The sequence below is a fragment of the Nocardioides okcheonensis genome (assembly GCF_020991065.1).
Lineage (GTDB): Bacteria > Actinomycetota > Actinomycetes > Propionibacteriales > Nocardioidaceae > Nocardioides > Nocardioides okcheonensis.
Window position 1 is genome coordinate 3,717,969 of the sequence record NZ_CP087710.1, and the last position, 14,643, is coordinate 3,732,611.

The following is a 14,643-nucleotide window of genomic DNA, read 5'->3' on the forward strand; positions in this document are numbered from 1 at the left end:
ACCCGACCTCGTCGGGGGCGGTGGGGGAGGTCTAGTGTGCCGGAGGGGATACCCCTGCTCATGCCCGCAGACGAAAAGGACTGGTCACCTCGTGGACCTGATGGAATTTCAGGCGAAGGAGCTCTTCGCCAAGCATGGAGTCGCCACCACGCTCGGCGTGGTCGCCGAGACCCCCGAGGCCGCTCGCGCAGCCGCCGAGGAGATGGGCGGCGTCACCGTCGTCAAGGCGCAGGTCAAGGCCGGCGGCCGCGGCAAGGCCGGCGGCGTGAAGATCGCGAAGACCGCCGACGAGGCCGAGTCCTACGCCCGCGACATCATCGGCATGGAGATCAAGGGCCTGCGCGTCAACCGCGTCCTGGTCACCCCGGCCACCCCGCCGGTGGAGGAGTACTACTTCTCCTTCCTGCTCGACCGCTCGAACCGCTCGCACCTGTGCATCGCGTCGGTCGAGGGTGGCGTGGAGATCGAGGAGGTCGCCAAGACCAACCCCGACGCCGTGAAGCAGATCCGCATCGACGCCCTCGAGGGCGTGACCCCCGAGAAGGCCGCCGCGATCGTCGACGAGGCGAAGTTCCCCGCCGAGCTGCGCGACCAGGCCATCGAGATGGTCCAGAAGCTGTGGAAGGTCTACGTCGAGGAGGACGCCACCCTCGTCGAGGTCAACCCGCTCGCCCGCCTCGAGGGCGACAAGCTCGAGGCGCTCGACGGCAAGGTGTCGCTCGACGACAACGCCTCCGAGGTGCGCCACCCCGAGCACGAGCAGTTCGAGATCCGCGAGGAGGCCGACCCGCTCGAGGCGAAGGCCAAGGACAAGGGCCTCAACTACGTCAAGCTCGACGGCCAGGTCGGCATCATCGGCAACGGCGCGGGCCTCGTGATGAGCACCCTCGACGTGGTCGCGTACGCCGGTGAGGCGCACGGCGGCGTGAAGCCCGCCAACTTCCTCGACATCGGCGGCGGCGCCAACGCCCAGGTGATGGCCGACGGCCTCGACGTGATCCTCAACGACGCGCAGGTCAAGAGCGTGTTCGTCAACGTCTTCGGCGGCATCACCGCCTGCGACGAGGTCGCCAACGGCATCAAGGGCGCGCTGGAGATCCTCGGCGACGAGGCCACCAAGCCGCTGGTCGTCCGCCTCGACGGCAACAACGTCGAGCAGGGTCGCGCGATCCTCGACGAGCTCAACCACCCGCTGGTCACCCAGGTCGACACGATGGACGGCGCGGCCGACAAGGCCGCCGAGCTCGCCCACCAGGCCTGAGAGAGAGAACTGACAGAATGAGCATCTACCTCAACAAGGACAGCAAGGTCATCGTCCAGGGCATGACGGGCGGGATGGGCGCGAAGCACACCACCCTCATGGTCGAGTCCGGCGCCAACATCGTCGGCGGCGTCAACGCCCGCAAGGCCGGCACCACCGTCGAGCTCGGCGGCAAGGAGCTGCCCGTCTTCGGCACCGTCGAGGAGGCGATGAAGGAGACCGGCGCCGACGTGTCCGTCGCCTTCGTGCCCCCGGCGTTCACCAAGGACGCCTGCATCGAGGCCATCGACGCCGAGATCCCGCTCCTCGTCGTGATCACCGAGGGCGTCCCGGTCCTCGACACCGCCGAGGTCGTGCAGTACCTCGAGGGCAAGAAGACCCGGATGATCGGCCCCAACTGCCCGGGCATCATCACCCCGGAGGAGTCCCTCGCCGGCATCACGCCGCACACCATCGCGGGCAAGGGCCCGATCGGCCTGGTGTCGAAGTCGGGCACGCTGACCTACCAGATGATGTACGAGCTGAAGGACTTCGGCTTCACCACCGCCATCGGCATCGGCGGCGACCCGATCATCGGCACCACCCACATCGACGCCCTCGAGGCCTTCGAGAACGACCCGGAGACCAAGGCGATCGTGATGATCGGCGAGATCGGCGGCGACGCCGAGGAGCGCGCGGCGGCCTACATCAAGGAGCACGTGACCAAGCCGGTCGTCGGCTACGTCGCCGGCTTCACCGCTCCCGAGGGCAAGACCATGGGCCACGCCGGCGCCATCGTGTCGGGCTCCTCGGGCACCGCGCAGGCCAAGAAGGAGGCCCTCGAGGCCGCCGGGGTCAAGGTCGGCAAGACGCCGTCCGAGACGGCCGCGCTGATGCGCGAGGTCCTGCAGAAGCTCTGAGCAGCCCGTGGTCCGGCTCCGGCCGGGTCACTCCAGACGGCCCCGCAGGTCCTCCTGCGGGGCCGTCCGGCGTTCCGGACGGACCGCGCGGGCCGCACGGGCCGGCGGGTGGGCCTCCCACAGCAGGCGCCACACGACGTGGGCGCCGAGCAGGCGGACCGGAGCGGTCGCCGAGGCGCGCCGCGGCGACGGGAGGGTCGGGCACGCCGAGCTGGCGAGCGTCGAAGGAATGGACATCGTGATTACCCCGTTTTCATGAGCTGGCACATCGCTGGGACGGTCTCTGCGGTGGTCTCGTCGACCTCGTGAGCCTGCGGCGTCCGAGCGCGTGCAAGCACGTACGGTACGTCGCGAACGGCTCCGGGGCCGCATCGGCCCCTCATCCGGACGACCCGGCGTCGTCGTCCGGCTCGTCGAACGCGGTGAGCGCCGCGACGGTCTCGCGCAGCGGACGCGTCGTGCGGGCGACCGCGGCGTCGACGTCACCGCGCGTCCACGGGCCGTAGGTCGAGGTGACGAGCAGCGCGGCTCCCACCGGCACGACGTGGACGACGGTGGCGCCGGTGCCGGGCTCGTCGTCGAACGTGTAGGTCTGGAGCAGCGTCGTGGCGGGCCCGGGTCCGAAGGCCGAGCCGAGCACCCGGGTCTGGGTGCGGGTGCCGTCGCGCACGTCGGGTCGGTCGCAGTCGGTGGCGAGGTCGACGAACATCCGTGCCACCGTGCGGGCGTCGTCCGGGCTGCCGAGGAGCACCAGCTCGCGCGTGTCGGCGGCCTCGCCGCCGCTGTTGTCGGCGACCATCCGGTCGCGCGTGCTGAGCCCCCGGAGCGGGGCGGTGCCGCACAGCTCGAGGGTGCGCAGCCCCGCGCCGCTGCGGGCGGTCGCGACGTCGTCGGCGGGGGCTCCCATGCCGGCGGCGAGCGGGAAGTCGTCGGGGATGGTGGTCAGGGGCGGCGGCGTGGTGGCGTCCTCCTGGCCCGAGGACGTCTCGCCCGGAGCGGTCGAGGACGCGCTGCCGGTGGCGGAGGAGGCGCCCTCGTCGGCCCGGTCGCCGGAGCACCCCGTGACGAGGAGCAGGCACGCCAGCAGGCACGCCGGGGCGGCGGTCGGGAGCCGGGAGCGGTGCCTCATGCCCTGTGAGACAGCCGGGGACGCGAAAAGGTTGCGTCAGGACGCGTCGAGCGTCGCGAGGCGCTCCTGGACCCTCCGGGCGAGCGCGACGAAGTCGGGCCGCGACATCGTCATGTTCCGGTCGGGCGCGAAGCCGAGCTGGGAGACCGCGCCGCCGTCGCGCACGATCGCCATCAGGAACGGGAAGGACTGCTGGTCGTTCAGCTCGATCGACAGCGCCCACGCCTGCATCTCGGTGTCACCGCGCGACGTGGCGGCCAACGGCGTGACCGAGGTGCCGAGGTTGGCCTGGCCGCACTGCCGGATCCGGGTGCGGACCTGCTCGACGAACCTCTCGGCGGCGGCCTCGCGCATCGAGCCCACCGTCTGGGTCAGTCCGAGCTGTGCGGCGTTGCGGGTCTCGGGGAAGAGGAACGTCCGGGTCAGGGCCCTGCTGATGCCCTTGGCCTGGAAGCTGGTGCGGTCGCACCGGGTCGCGGCGTCGTTGGTCCGGGCCCGCGTCGGGTCCGGGCCGACCCAGGGGCCACGCACGGCCGTCACCGGCGGCAGGTCGACCACCGAGAGCATCCCGGAGCCCGTGCCGAGGTCGAGCGGAGGAGCGGTCCGGGTGCGGGCCCGCCCGGCACAGGCGCCCGCGCCGTCGGCGCCGCACAGCGCGTTGACGGCGGCGGCCAGCGACGTGGTCGCGTCCCTGTCGCTGACCGGCTTCCCGCGGCTGCTGACGACGGTCGTGACGAGCAGGTCGCCGGTGCGGGCGAGGGCGACCGAGACGGTGGAGGGCTGCCTGCCCCAGGTGCGGAGCCGGAACTCCCGCGCGACGTCGCCGACCCGCTTCACGTCGCGGGTCGCGAGGAGCTGGGTCCGCGGGTCGGCGCAGCCGGCGAACCACAGCGAGGCGGTCTCGAAGGCGGCGCCGGCGGCCTCGCGGTCGCGCGAGCGCTCGACGACCTGCACGGCGGTCGACGTCACCTCGGTCCGCTGCCCGCGCTGCCGGTTGCCCGTCGCGCCGTCGCCCCGCCGCGCGGTCCGCGTGGAGGAGCCCTCCCAGGTGCGGGCGAGGGCGGCGAGCCCGTCGGGATCGGCGACGGGCTCGCGCTGGCAGGGTGCGAGCAGGTCGCCGTCGGGCCCGGTGGCCGCGGTGCCCGTCTCCTCCCAGTCCAGGCCCCGGCCGAACCGGGCCGTCTGGGCCGGCCCGAGCAGGGCGGCCTCGTCGAGCACGGGCCGCCCGGACGTGTCGTCGACGGGGGCGTGGACCGTGACGCCCGGGCCCGCCTTCTCCTCGGCGAGGCTGGTGGGCTCGGTGCCGGAGCCGGTGGCGACCAGCGACCCCGAGACCACCAGCGCAGCGGTCGCCAGGCCGGCCCCGATGACGGTGTGCGTACGCCGTCGCGCCGCGCCGGCACGCCGGACGGCGGTCGCGCGGGGCCACCGGACCGACTCCAGCGGCTCGGCGAGGTCGTGCAGCAGGCGGCTGACCTCGGTGGTCGGGACGTCGCGGTGCAGCGAGAACTGGGAGGTCGCGGTCTGCAGCTCGCGCTCCACCTCGGCGCGGGGCAGGCCGACCTCGCGGCCCATGTCGGACAGGGACAGCGCGGACAGCCCGTTGAGCACCAGCAGCTCGCGCTGGCGCGCCGGCAGCTTGGCCAGCGCGTCGAGGGTGAGCCGGGTCTCGGGCGCGAGCGCCTTGTCGCGGTGCCAGATGCGCGCGGTGTGGCGACGGCGCGCCCGGCGCAGCGCCAGCGGGCGGACGTAGGCGTCGCGGTCGTCGAGGAGGGCGACCTTGCGCCAGTGGTGCCACGCCACGACGAAGGCGTCCCGCACCGCGGCCCGCGCCGCCGGTGCGTCGCCGGTCAGGGCGTAGGCCTCGTGCAGGAGTCGCGTGCGCGTCTCGACGTAGTAGGCGTCGAAGGTCTCCGGGCTCCTCATGACCGCTCCACGGTACGGGAGTGACACCAGCGCGTGCACATCTTCCCCGGGGCCGCCCGCTGCCGCCACGGCCCTGCGCCGACCGGGCGGCGTGGGAGCGCGAACCGCGCCCACGCCCGGGGGATGATGGGCCGGCCATGACGTCGCTGCTCACCCGTCCGGACACCGCGAGGACCGACCCTGCCCGCCCCCGCCCGCTGGTGCTGATCGCCACGCTGGGTGGGGTGCTGGCCGCCGCCGGTCCGCTGGTCGTGCTGCTCGCGGCCGGGGTGATCGGCTGGTTCGCCACCGACGCGGGCGTGCACGGCGCACCGCGCGACGGGATGCGGATGGGCGCGCTCGCCTGGCTCGCCGGCCACGGCTCGGGGCTGACCGTGCTCGGCGTCCGGGTGACCATCGTGCCGCTCGGCATCACCGCGATCGCGGCGTGGTCGATGTGGCGCTTCGGCCACCGCGTGGGCGACTCGCTCTCCGGCCACGGGCCCGACGCCGACCGGATCTCCGACGGCGAGCGGGACCTGACGGTCCCGACCGCGGTCGCCCTCTTCTTCGCCGGGTACGCCGTCGTGGCGGTGGTGGTCGCGACGCTCGCGGCCGGCGCCACGGCGGACCCGTCCGTGCCACGGGTGCTCGGCTGGACCGTCCTCCTCACCGCCACCGTCGCCGCTCCGGCCATCGCGACCGGCTCGGGGCGCGCCGCGATCTGGGCCGCCCAGGTGCCGGTGGCGCTGCGCGCCGCCACGGCGGTCGCGGTCGCCCTGCTGGTCCGGCTGGTCGTGCTCGGCGGCCTGCTCGTGCTGCTCGCCCTCGCGCTCTCCTTCGACGACGCGGCCACGATGACCGCCCGGCTGCACCCCAGCCCGGGCGAGTCCGCCCTCTACGCGCTCGTCAACGCCGCGTTCCTGCCCAACGCCTCCCTCTTCGCCGGCTCCTGGCTGCTCGGCCCCGGCTTCGCCGTCGGCGGCGCCACCGTCGTGTCCCCGGCCGCGGTCGTGCTCGGGCCGCTGCCGGTCTTCCCGCTGCTGGCGGCCCTGCCCGCGGTCGGCACCCCGCCGGGCTGGATGGGCGCCTCGATGGCGGTGGTGCCGCTCGTCTCCGCGGTCGTCGCCCACCGGACGCTGCGCACCCGCCTGCTCACCTGGGACCGGACCGTCCTCGCCGGCTGCGGCGGCGGGCTGGCCGCCGGCCTCGCGCTCGCGGTGCTGGCGGCGCTGTCCGGCGGTGCCGCCGGGCCGGGACGGATGCGCTTCGTCGGGCCGTTCGTGCCCGACGTCCTGGTCCACGCGGTCACCGCGTGCGGGGTCGGCGCGCTGCTCGGTTCGGCGCTGCTCGCGCTGCTGCGGTGGCGGGCCGCCGCCGCGCACGGGTCCACCGACGACGCCGACGCCGACGCGGCGTCGACGACCGCTGCTCCCGCCGAGGACTGAGGGGTGGGAGCAGGCCACAGCCACGTCCCGGGCGACTCCTCGCTCGGGCCCGCGCCCCGTCACCTCCGGGTGCTGATGTCCGCGCTGGTCGGACCACTCGTCCTGGCCACCCTCGTCGGGCTCTTCGTGCTCTGGCCCTCGGGCGACCTCGAGCTCACCACGCCCGGGGCAGACGTCCAGCGCGGCACGGCCCGCGTCGAGTCGATCGGCGCCTGCCAGCGCGACTCCGACGGCTGCCGGGCGGCCCTCGTCGAGCTGCTCAGCGGCCCCGGCGCACCGGGGGAGGACCTGGTGATCCTGCCCTACGGCCCCGGGGCTCCCGAGGTGGCGCCCGGCGACCGGATCATCGTGTCCCACGCCCCGTCCGCGCCCGAGGGGGAGCAGTACGCCTTCCAGGACTTCGACCGCGGACGGCCGCTGCTCACCCTGACGGTGCTGTTCGCGGCCGGCGTGCTGCTGCTCTCGCGCTGGCGCGGCATCGGGTCGCTGGTCAGCCTCGCGTTCACGCTGGTGCTGATCGCGGTATTCACGTTGCCCGCGATCATGGAGGGGTCGTCGCCGCTCGTGGTCGCGGTGGTCACCGCGGCGGCCAGCATGGTCGTCACGCTCTACCTCTCCCACGGCTTCACCGTGCGCTCCACGGTGGCGATGCTCGGCACCCTCGTGTCCCTGGTGGTGATCGGCGGGCTCGGCTGGGCGTTCACGACGGTCGGCCACTTCACCGGCCTGGTCGGCGAGGACAGCCAGTACATCTCCACCATCGCCGCCCAGGTCGACCTCCGCGGCCTGCTGCTCGCGGGGCTGGTCATCGGCGCGCTCGGCGTCCTCGACGACGTCACCGTCACCCAGACGTGGGCGGTCTGGGAGCTGGCCGACGTCGACCCGCACGCCACGACCCGGTCGCTGTTCGTGCGCGCGATGCGGATCGGTCGCTCCCACGTCGCCTCGACCGTCAACACGCTCGTCCTCGCCTACGTCGGGGCCACGCTCCCGCTGATGCTGGTGTTCTCGGCGCTCGAGCTGCCGTTCGGCGTCGCGGTCAGCCAGGAGGTGGTGGCCCAGGAGGTCGTCCGCGGCCTGGTCGGCGGGCTCGGGATCGTCGCCGCGGTGCCGGTCACCACGGCGATCGCGGCGCTCGTCGCGGGCCTGCTCGTCCGCGGGCGCGGCGCCGGGACGACCGGCGGGTCGCACCGCGCCTAGAATCCGGGCGTGGCACACGTCCCCGGCTCCCAGCCCGCCCGCCTCGTCGTCCTGGTGTCCGGGTCGGGCACCAACCTCCAGGCACTCCTCGACGCCTGCGCCGACCCGGCCTACGGCGCACGCGTCGTCGCCGTCGGCGCCGACCGCGACGACATCGAGGGGATCGCGCGCGCCGAGCGGGCCGGGGTGCCGACGTTCGTCCGGAAGGTGTCGGACTTCGAGACCCGCGAGGGCTGGGACGCCTCCCTGGCGACGGTGGTCGAGCGCTTCGAGCCCGACCTCGTCGTCTCCGCGGGGTTCATGAAGCTCCTCGCCCAGGACTTCCTCGACCGGTTCCTCACCCTCAACACCCACCCCGCGCTGTGCCCGGCCTTCCCCGGGATGCACGGCCCGCGCGACGCCCTCGAGCACGGCGTCAAGGTCACCGGCGCCACGCTGTTCGTGGTCGACGCCGGCGTCGACACCGGCCCGATCGTCGCGCAGGTGCCGGTCGACGTGCGCGAGGACGACGACGTCGCGTCGCTGCACGAGCGGATCAAGGCGGCCGAGCGCGCCATGCTCGTCGACGCCGTCGGCCGGATCGCCCGCGAGGGCGTCGCGGTCGAGGGCCGCCGGGTTCGCATCGGCGCCCCGGCTCGGTAGTCTGCGGCTCACACGACTGGCGCAGGTGGGCCACCACCGGGGAGTGACGCGCGAGGTGCATCGAACGCCTGGGTGCCCTCGACTCGACAACGATCCCGATCCGTCCGAGGAGTCCCGTGTCTTCCCATGCCGAGCACCGCATCCCGATCCGCCGAGCGCTCGTCTCGGTCTACGACAAGGCCGGTCTCGACGACCTCGTCCGCGGCCTGCACGAGGCCGGCGTCGAGCTGGTCTCCACCGGCGGCTCGGCCGCCCTCATCGAGTCGCTCGGCCTGCCGGTGACGAAGGTCGAGGACCTCACCGGCTTCCCCGAGTGCCTCGACGGCCGGGTCAAGACGCTGCACCCCCGGGTGCACGCCGGCATCCTCGCCGACCGTCGCCTCGACTCCCACGTCGCCCAGCTCGAGGAGCTCGGGGTGGAGCCGTTCGACCTCGTGGTGAGCAACCTCTACCCGTTCACCCAGACGGTGATGTCGGGCGCGAGCCCCGACGAGTGCGTCGAGCAGATCGACATCGGCGGCCCGTCGATGGTGCGCGCCGCCGCGAAGAACCACCCCAGCGTCGCGATCGTGACCTCGCCCGCGGCGTACGCCGACGTCCTCGCCGCGGTCGCGGCCGGGGGCTTCACCCTCGCCGAGCGCCAGCGCCTGGCCGCGGAGGCGTTCGTGCACACGGCGACCTACGACGTGCACGTCGCGTCCTGGATGGGCAACGCGCTCACCGACACCAGCGCCGGCACCGGCTTCCCCGCCTGGATGGGCGCGACCTGGGACAAGCTCGCGGTGCTGCGCTACGGCGAGAACCCCCACCAGTCCGCCGCGCTCTACGCCAGCGGCTTCCTGCCCGGCGGCCCCGGCCTCGCCCAGGCGACGCAGCACCACGGCAAGGAGATGTCCTACAACAACTACGTCGACGCCGACGCCGCCCACCGCGCCGCGTACGACTTCGACCGGCCGGCCGTCGCGATCATCAAGCACGCCAACCCGTGCGGCATCGCCGTCGCGGACGACGTGGCGAGCGCCCACCGCAAGGCCCACGAGTGCGACCCGGTGAGCGCCTTCGGCGGCGTGATCGCCACCAACGTGCCGGTGACGGTCGCGATGGCCGAGCAGGTCGCGGAGATCTTCACCGAGGTGATCGTGGCCCCGGGCTACGAGGACGGGGCGATCGAAGCGCTGCAGGCGAAGAAGAACATCCGCATCCTGGAGTGCCCGGCGCCCGCCGGCGGCGGCAGCGAGATGCGCGCGATCTCGGGCGGCCTGCTGCTGCAGCAGCGCGACGTGATCTCCGCGGAGGGCGACGACCCGTCGACCTGGACCCTCGCCACCGGCGAGGCCGCCTCGGATGAGGTGCTCGCCGACCTCGCCTTCGCGTGGCGTGCCTGCCGCGCGGTGAAGTCCAACGCGATCCTGCTCGCGGCCGACGGTGCCTCGGTCGGCGTCGGCATGGGTCAGGTCAACCGGGTCGACTCGTGCCGCCTCGCGGTCGAGCGGGCGGGGGAGCGGGCCGCGTCCGCCGTGGCCGCGTCCGACGCGTTCTTCCCCTTCGCCGACGGTCCGCAGATCCTCATCGACGCCGGCGTGAAGGCGATCGTCCAGCCCGGTGGCTCGGTGCGCGACGCCGAGGTGGTCGCGGCGTGCGAGGCGGCCGGCGTGACGATGTACCTCACCGGCGCGCGGCACTTCTTCCACTGAGCGCTGCCGGAGCGGTGCCCCACCCCACAGTCCGGACGCGTGGACCGTGGGTGGGACACCGCTCGCCGCGTGGGGGTCGGGCGGCCCTAGACTGCCTCGGGTGACGGCACAGACCCTCGACGGCGCAGCCACCCTGCGGACCATCAAGGCAGAGCTCGCCCAGCGGGTCGCCGCGCTGAAGGAGCAGGGGGTGGTCCCCGGGCTCGGCACCGTGCTCGTCGGCGACGATCCCGGCTCGCACTGGTACGTCGGTGCGAAGCACAAGGACTGCGCGGAGATCGGCATCACCTCGATCCGCCGCGACCTGCCCGCGACCGCCACCCAGGCCGAGGTCGAGGCCGTCATCGACGAGCTCAACGCCGACGACGCCTGCACCGGCTTCATCGTCCAGCAGCCCACCGGGCTCGACGAGTTCGCGCTGCTCTCCCGCGTCGACCCCGACAAGGACGTCGACGGCCTCCACCCGACCAACCTCGGCAAGCTGGTGCTCGGCGAGCCCGGTCCGCTGCCGTGCACGCCGGTCGGCTCGATCGAGCTGCTGCGCCGCCACGGCGTGGAGATCGCCGGCGCCGAGGTCGTGGTCGTCGGGCGCGGCATCACCGTGGGCCGCCCGCTCGGGCTGCTGCTCACCCGCCGCTCGGAGAACGCCACCGTCACCCTGTGCCACACCGGCACCCGCGACCTGGCCGCCCACGTGCGCGACGCCGACATCGTCGTCGCCGCCGCCGGCGTGCCGGGCATCATCACTGCCGACATGGTCAAGCCCGGCGCGGCCGTCCTCGACGTCGGGGTCTCGCGCGTCGACGGCAAGGTCACCGGCGACGTCGCGCCCGACGTCTGGGACGTCGCGGGCTGGGTCTCCCCGAACCCCAAGGGCGTCGGGCCGATGACCCGCGCGATGCTGCTGTCCAACATCGTCGAGATCGCCGAGAAGTCCGCCCGGTCGTCCGGATGACCGACCGCGACCCGAGCGGCCCGGCCGAGCCCCAGATCGAGCCGCCGGAGTCCGTGGAGCCGGTCTCCGCCGAGCCGGTCGACCCCGAGGACCCGCGCCGCTACCCCTCGACCATCGGGGGCGCGTTCTACCTGCTCGTCCTCGGCGTCGTCGGCGCCGCGCTGGTCGTGGTGGGGCTCGGCGACTGGCGCGCCGGCATCCGGCTGATGGGCGGGGCGCTGGTGTTCGCCGCGCTGGTCCGGCTGGTGCTGCGCGGCCGCGACGCCGGCATGCTCGCCGTACGCCACAAGGTGCTCGACGCGGTCGTCCTCGCCGCCCTCGGCGGGGCGCTGGTGTTCCTCGCCGGCTCGATCCCGGACCAGCCCGGCGGGTTCTGACCGAGGCGGCCGACGGTGGCGTGAGATGCGACCGAGCCGGCGCGACGTGCGCGCCGACTCGGCCGGGTGGTGCGTGAGCTGATGCCGACTCGGCTCAGATGAGGCCGAGCTCCGTGACGGCCTGGCGCTCGTCGGCCAGCTCGGCGGTCGAGGCGTCGATCCGGGCGCGGGAGAAGTCGTCGATCTCGAGGCCCTCGACGATCGTCCAGTCGCCGCCGGAGGTGGTGACGGGGAACGAGGAGATCAGGCCCTCGGGGACGCCGTACTCGCCCTGCGACACGACGGCCATCGAGACCCAGTCGTCGGCGGGCGAGCCGAACAGCCAGTCGCGGGCGGCGTCGATGGTGGCCGACGCGGCCGAGGCGGCCGAGGACGAGCCGCGGGCGTCGATGATCGCGGCACCGCGCTTGGCGACGGTCGGGATGAAGTCGTTCTCCAGCCAGGCCTGGTCGCCGACGACCTCGGCGGCGTTCTGGCCCTTGACCTCGGCGTGGAACAGGTCGGGGTACTGGGTGGCGGAGTGGTTGCCCCAGATCGTCATCTTCTTGATGTCGGTCACCGCAGCGCCGGTCTTGGCGGCCAGCTGCGAGATCGCGCGGTTGTGGTCGAGGCGGGTGAGCGCCGAGAACCGCTCGCGCGGGATGTCGGGGGCGTTGCTCATCGCGATGAGGGCGTTGGTGTTGGCCGGGTTGCCGGTGACGCCGATGCGCACGTCGTCGGCCGCCACCGCGTTGAGGGCCTTGCCCTGCGCGGTGAAGATCGCGCCGTTGGCCGAGAGGAGGTCGCCGCGCTCCATGCCGGGGCCGCGCGGGCGGGCGCCGACGAGCAGGGCGAGGTTGACGCCGTCGAAGATCTTCTCGGCGTCCGCGCCGATCTCGACGCCGGCGAGGTTCGGGAACGCGCAGTCGTCGAGCTCCATCACGACGCCCTCGAGCGCCTTGAGGGCCGGCTCGATCTCGAGCAGCCGCAGCTCGATCGGGCGGTCGGCTGCGAGGGCACCGCTGGCGAGGCGGAAGAGCAGGCTGTAGCCGATCTGGCCGGCGGCGCCGGTCACGGCCACCTTGAGAGGTTCGGAGGTCACGTCGTACTCCTCGTGAGGATGGTCTCGGTTGTCCTGCTGACGCTAGCAGCGCCGGATCGGCCGTCGTCCGCTGGTGTGCGGCTGGCATGCTGACGCCCATGACGAGGGGGACCCGCGCCGTACGCCGCCTCGCCGCGGCCGTGGTCGTCGCGGGCGCGCTGCCGCTCGCACTGTCCGGCTGCGCGGGGATCGGGCAGCCGGCGCCCTACGACTCCCCGGGCATCAACGGGCTCGTCGTCCCGACCCCGACGCCCGACCCCGACGACTTCGTGGTGGGCATCGACAACCCGTGGTTCCCGCTTGAGCTGGGCGCCACGCAGGCCCTCGAGGTGACCCGCGACGGCGCCGCCGTCGGCTCCGTCGAGACCACGGTGCTGGACGCGACGCAGGACGTCGGCGGCCTGGAGGCGACCGGCGTCACCACGGTCACCGACCTCGGCGGCGCCCGCTCGACGTCGACCAGCTGGTACGCGCAGGACACCGACGGCAACGTCTGGCTCGTCGGCGCGGACGACGACGCCTCCGGTGGCGGTGACTGGCGGGCGGGGGAGGACGGCGCCGAGGCCGGGCTGGCGATGCCGGCCGACCCGCGGCTCGGCGACGGGTGGCTCACCCGCGACGTCCCCGGCCGGGCGCGGGCGAGCCGGACCATCGAGGAGCAGACGAGCGCGCTGCTGCAGGTGCGCGACGAGGCCGGCACCACGACCCGCAGCGTGTACGAGAAGGGTGTCGGCCTCGTCGGCGTCACCGACCTCGACGCGGGCTGGACGGCCGCGCCGGGGGACTAGCGCTCAGTCGGGGCGGCGGACCTGGGTCCGGCCGTCGTCGTCGCCCTCGGGGTTGCCCCAGTGTCCCGGGGCGCCCGGCTGGCCGGGCTGGGCCGGGGCAGCGCCCCACTGGCCGGGCTGGGCCGGGGGCTGCTGCTGCGGCTGGCCCCACTGGCCGGGCTGGCTCTGCTGCGCGGGCGGCGCGGCGTAGGGGTTCGGCTGCTGCTGTGCGGGCTGCTGCGGCTGCTGGTAGGGGTCCGGCTGGCCCCACTGCTGCTGCGGGGGAGCGCCCCACGCGGAGCCGGGCTGGCCCCAGCCGCCCTGCTGGCCCTGGTTCCACTGCGCCTCGTAGCTGCCCGGCACGGGCTGGCCCTTGCGGCCGCCGCCGAAGCTGAGGCCGGAGCCCGCCACCGGCGCGGCGCCGTGGCCGAACAGGAGGGGATAGGTGAGGCCGGCGACGGCCGCGCCGAGCAGCGGGGCCACGACGAACAGCCACAGCTGGACGATCGCGTCCATGCCGGCGAAGACGCCGACGCCGATCGAGCGCGCGGGGTTGACCGAGGTGCCGGTGGCGCCCATCGAGGCGAAGTGGATCATCGCCAGCGCGAGGCCGATGGTCAGCGGGCCCATGACGGCGTTGACGGCGTTGCGCTCGTCGGTCACCGCGAGGATCACCCAGAGGAACACCGCGGTCAGCACCACCTCGAGCAGCAGCGCGGCCCACCAGGCGTAGCCCGAGCCGGCGTCGCCGAAGGCGTTCTGGGCCATCCGCCCCTCGGCGTCGAAGCCCTCGAAGCCGTGCATCAGGCCGAAGAGGACCGCGCCGGCCAGCAGGCCGCCGACGAGCTGGGCCGCGACGTAGATGCCGATCTGGTTCCACGGGAGGCGACCGCCGAGCACCGCACCCAGCGTGACGGCGGGGTTGAAGTGGCCGCCGGAGATCCGGCCGACGGCGTAGGCCATCACCACGACGGTGAGGCCGAAGGTCAGGCCGGTGGCGACGTAGTCGCCGCCGCTGATGAGGGCCGCGCCACAGCCGAAGAAGACGAGCACGAAGGTGCCCAGCAGCTCGGCGGTGAACTTCTGACCGGTGGTGGGTGTGTCTTCCACGATGTCGCTCATGGCGAAGCTGCTCCTCCAAGTCCGTAGGCCCTACCCCGCGTAGGCCACGCGAAGCCTAGCCGCGCCGGACGGCGGGTGCGAGGGTAGGCGAGTCGCCTCGCGCCCCGGCGTCAGGTATCTTGACGTCGAGAGTTCTGCCCCGTCCCGGTCAGTTCACCCGAAC

14 protein-coding genes and 1 riboswitch are annotated in these 14,643 nt (G+C 73.9%); of the genes, 9 read left to right on the top strand and 5 right to left on the bottom strand.

What is annotated here, in order from left to right; all coding sequences use genetic code 11:
* Positions 1 to 91 precede the first annotated feature (91 nt).
* On the top strand, positions 92 to 1,261 hold the full coding sequence (sucC, locus tag LN652_RS18085) for an ADP-forming succinate--CoA ligase subunit beta (protein WP_230441974.1): 1,170 nt from the start codon (positions 92 to 94) through the stop codon (positions 1,259 to 1,261).
* 17 nt (positions 1,262 to 1,278) lie between these two features.
* Entirely contained in the window at positions 1,279 to 2,160 is an 882-nt protein-coding gene (gene sucD / locus LN652_RS18090) for a succinate--CoA ligase subunit alpha (protein WP_230441975.1), read from the top strand.
* 27 nt (positions 2,161 to 2,187) lie between these two features.
* Here the strand turns inward: sucD and LN652_RS18095 are convergent, their stop codons facing one another.
* From LN652_RS18095 to LN652_RS18105, 3 genes are all read right to left on the bottom strand, one after another.
* Positions 2,188 to 2,397: a hypothetical protein gene (locus tag LN652_RS18095; RefSeq protein ID WP_230441976.1), complete on the bottom strand. Its 210-nt coding sequence runs from the start codon at positions 2,395 to 2,397 to the stop codon at positions 2,188 to 2,190.
* A gap of 142 nt (positions 2,398 to 2,539) precedes the next feature.
* Complete coding sequence (locus LN652_RS18100; RefSeq protein ID WP_230441977.1) at positions 2,540 to 3,289, bottom strand: hypothetical protein; 750 nt, start codon at positions 3,287 to 3,289, stop codon at positions 2,540 to 2,542.
* 36 nt (positions 3,290 to 3,325) lie between these two features.
* Positions 3,326 to 5,215, bottom strand: a complete 1,890-nt coding sequence (locus LN652_RS18105; protein ID WP_230441978.1) for a SigE family RNA polymerase sigma factor — start codon at positions 5,213 to 5,215, stop codon at positions 3,326 to 3,328.
* 137 nt (positions 5,216 to 5,352) lie between these two features.
* Between LN652_RS18105 and LN652_RS18110 the strand changes: the two genes are divergently transcribed.
* From LN652_RS18110 to LN652_RS18135, 6 genes are all read left to right on the top strand, one after another.
* A complete protein-coding gene (locus LN652_RS18110) occupies positions 5,353 to 6,642 on the top strand; it encodes a cell division protein PerM (RefSeq protein ID WP_230441979.1) in 1,290 nt (429 codons plus the stop codon).
* A gap of 3 nt (positions 6,643 to 6,645) precedes the next feature.
* Positions 6,646 to 7,842, top strand: coding sequence for a YibE/F family protein (locus tag LN652_RS18115; protein ID WP_230441980.1), 1,197 nt, complete (start codon positions 6,646 to 6,648; stop codon positions 7,840 to 7,842).
* Positions 7,843 to 7,851: 9 nt separating this feature from the next.
* Positions 7,852 to 8,484, top strand: coding sequence for a phosphoribosylglycinamide formyltransferase (gene purN, locus LN652_RS18120; RefSeq protein ID WP_230441981.1), 633 nt, complete (start codon positions 7,852 to 7,854; stop codon positions 8,482 to 8,484).
* A gap of 2 nt (positions 8,485 to 8,486) precedes the next feature.
* Positions 8,487 to 8,565, top strand: a riboswitch (ZMP/ZTP riboswitch).
* A 35-nt stretch (positions 8,566 to 8,600) separates the two neighbouring features.
* Complete coding sequence (gene purH / locus LN652_RS18125) at positions 8,601 to 10,178, top strand: bifunctional phosphoribosylaminoimidazolecarboxamide formyltransferase/IMP cyclohydrolase (RefSeq protein WP_230441982.1); 1,578 nt, start codon at positions 8,601 to 8,603, stop codon at positions 10,176 to 10,178.
* 100 nt (positions 10,179 to 10,278) lie between these two features.
* A complete protein-coding gene (locus LN652_RS18130) occupies positions 10,279 to 11,133 on the top strand; it encodes a bifunctional methylenetetrahydrofolate dehydrogenase/methenyltetrahydrofolate cyclohydrolase (protein ID WP_230441983.1) in 855 nt (284 codons plus the stop codon).
* Complete coding sequence (locus LN652_RS18135; RefSeq protein WP_230441984.1) at positions 11,130 to 11,510, top strand: DUF3017 domain-containing protein; 381 nt, start codon at positions 11,130 to 11,132, stop codon at positions 11,508 to 11,510. Before LN652_RS18130 ends, LN652_RS18135 begins: the two co-directional genes overlap by 4 nt.
* A 94-nt stretch (positions 11,511 to 11,604) precedes the next feature.
* Here the strand turns inward: LN652_RS18135 and LN652_RS18140 are convergent, their stop codons facing one another.
* The gene (locus tag LN652_RS18140) at positions 11,605 to 12,591 is read right to left on the bottom strand and encodes a malate dehydrogenase (protein ID WP_230441985.1); all 987 of its coding nucleotides are present in this window, start codon (positions 12,589 to 12,591) and stop codon (positions 11,605 to 11,607) included.
* A gap of 98 nt (positions 12,592 to 12,689) precedes the next feature.
* On the opposite strand from LN652_RS18140, the gene LN652_RS18145 reads away from it, so the two are divergent.
* A complete protein-coding gene (locus tag LN652_RS18145) occupies positions 12,690 to 13,379 on the top strand; it encodes a hypothetical protein (protein ID WP_230441986.1) in 690 nt (229 codons plus the stop codon).
* Between the two features lie 3 nt (positions 13,380 to 13,382).
* Here the strand turns inward: LN652_RS18145 and LN652_RS18150 are convergent, their stop codons facing one another.
* Positions 13,383 to 14,480 carry an MIP family channel protein gene (locus LN652_RS18150; RefSeq protein ID WP_230441987.1) on the bottom strand — a complete coding sequence of 366 codons (1,098 nt, stop codon included), beginning with the start codon at positions 14,478 to 14,480 and terminating at the stop codon, positions 13,383 to 13,385.
* Between the last annotated feature and the right edge of the window lie 163 nt (positions 14,481 to 14,643).

Excerpts from the sequence above, each read along its gene's own strand:
- sucD (WP_230441975.1), top strand. The coding sequence starts at position 1,279 with ATGAGCATCTACCTCAACAAGGACAGCAAGGTCATCGTCCAGGGCATG.
- LN652_RS18095 (WP_230441976.1), bottom strand. The coding sequence starts at position 2,397 with ATGTCCATTCCTTCGACGCTCGCCAGCTCGGCGTGCCCGACCCTCCCG.
- LN652_RS18100 (WP_230441977.1), bottom strand. The coding sequence starts at position 3,289 with ATGAGGCACCGCTCCCGGCTCCCGACCGCCGCCCCGGCGTGCCTGCTG.
- LN652_RS18105 (WP_230441978.1), bottom strand. The coding sequence starts at position 5,215 with ATGAGGAGCCCGGAGACCTTCGACGCCTACTACGTCGAGACGCGCACG.
- LN652_RS18110 (WP_230441979.1), top strand. The coding sequence starts at position 5,353 with ATGACGTCGCTGCTCACCCGTCCGGACACCGCGAGGACCGACCCTGCC.
- LN652_RS18135 (WP_230441984.1), top strand. The coding sequence starts at position 11,130 with ATGACCGACCGCGACCCGAGCGGCCCGGCCGAGCCCCAGATCGAGCCG.
- LN652_RS18145 (WP_230441986.1), top strand. The coding sequence starts at position 12,690 with ATGACGAGGGGGACCCGCGCCGTACGCCGCCTCGCCGCGGCCGTGGTC.
- LN652_RS18150 (WP_230441987.1), bottom strand. The coding sequence starts at position 14,480 with ATGAGCGACATCGTGGAAGACACACCCACCACCGGTCAGAAGTTCACC.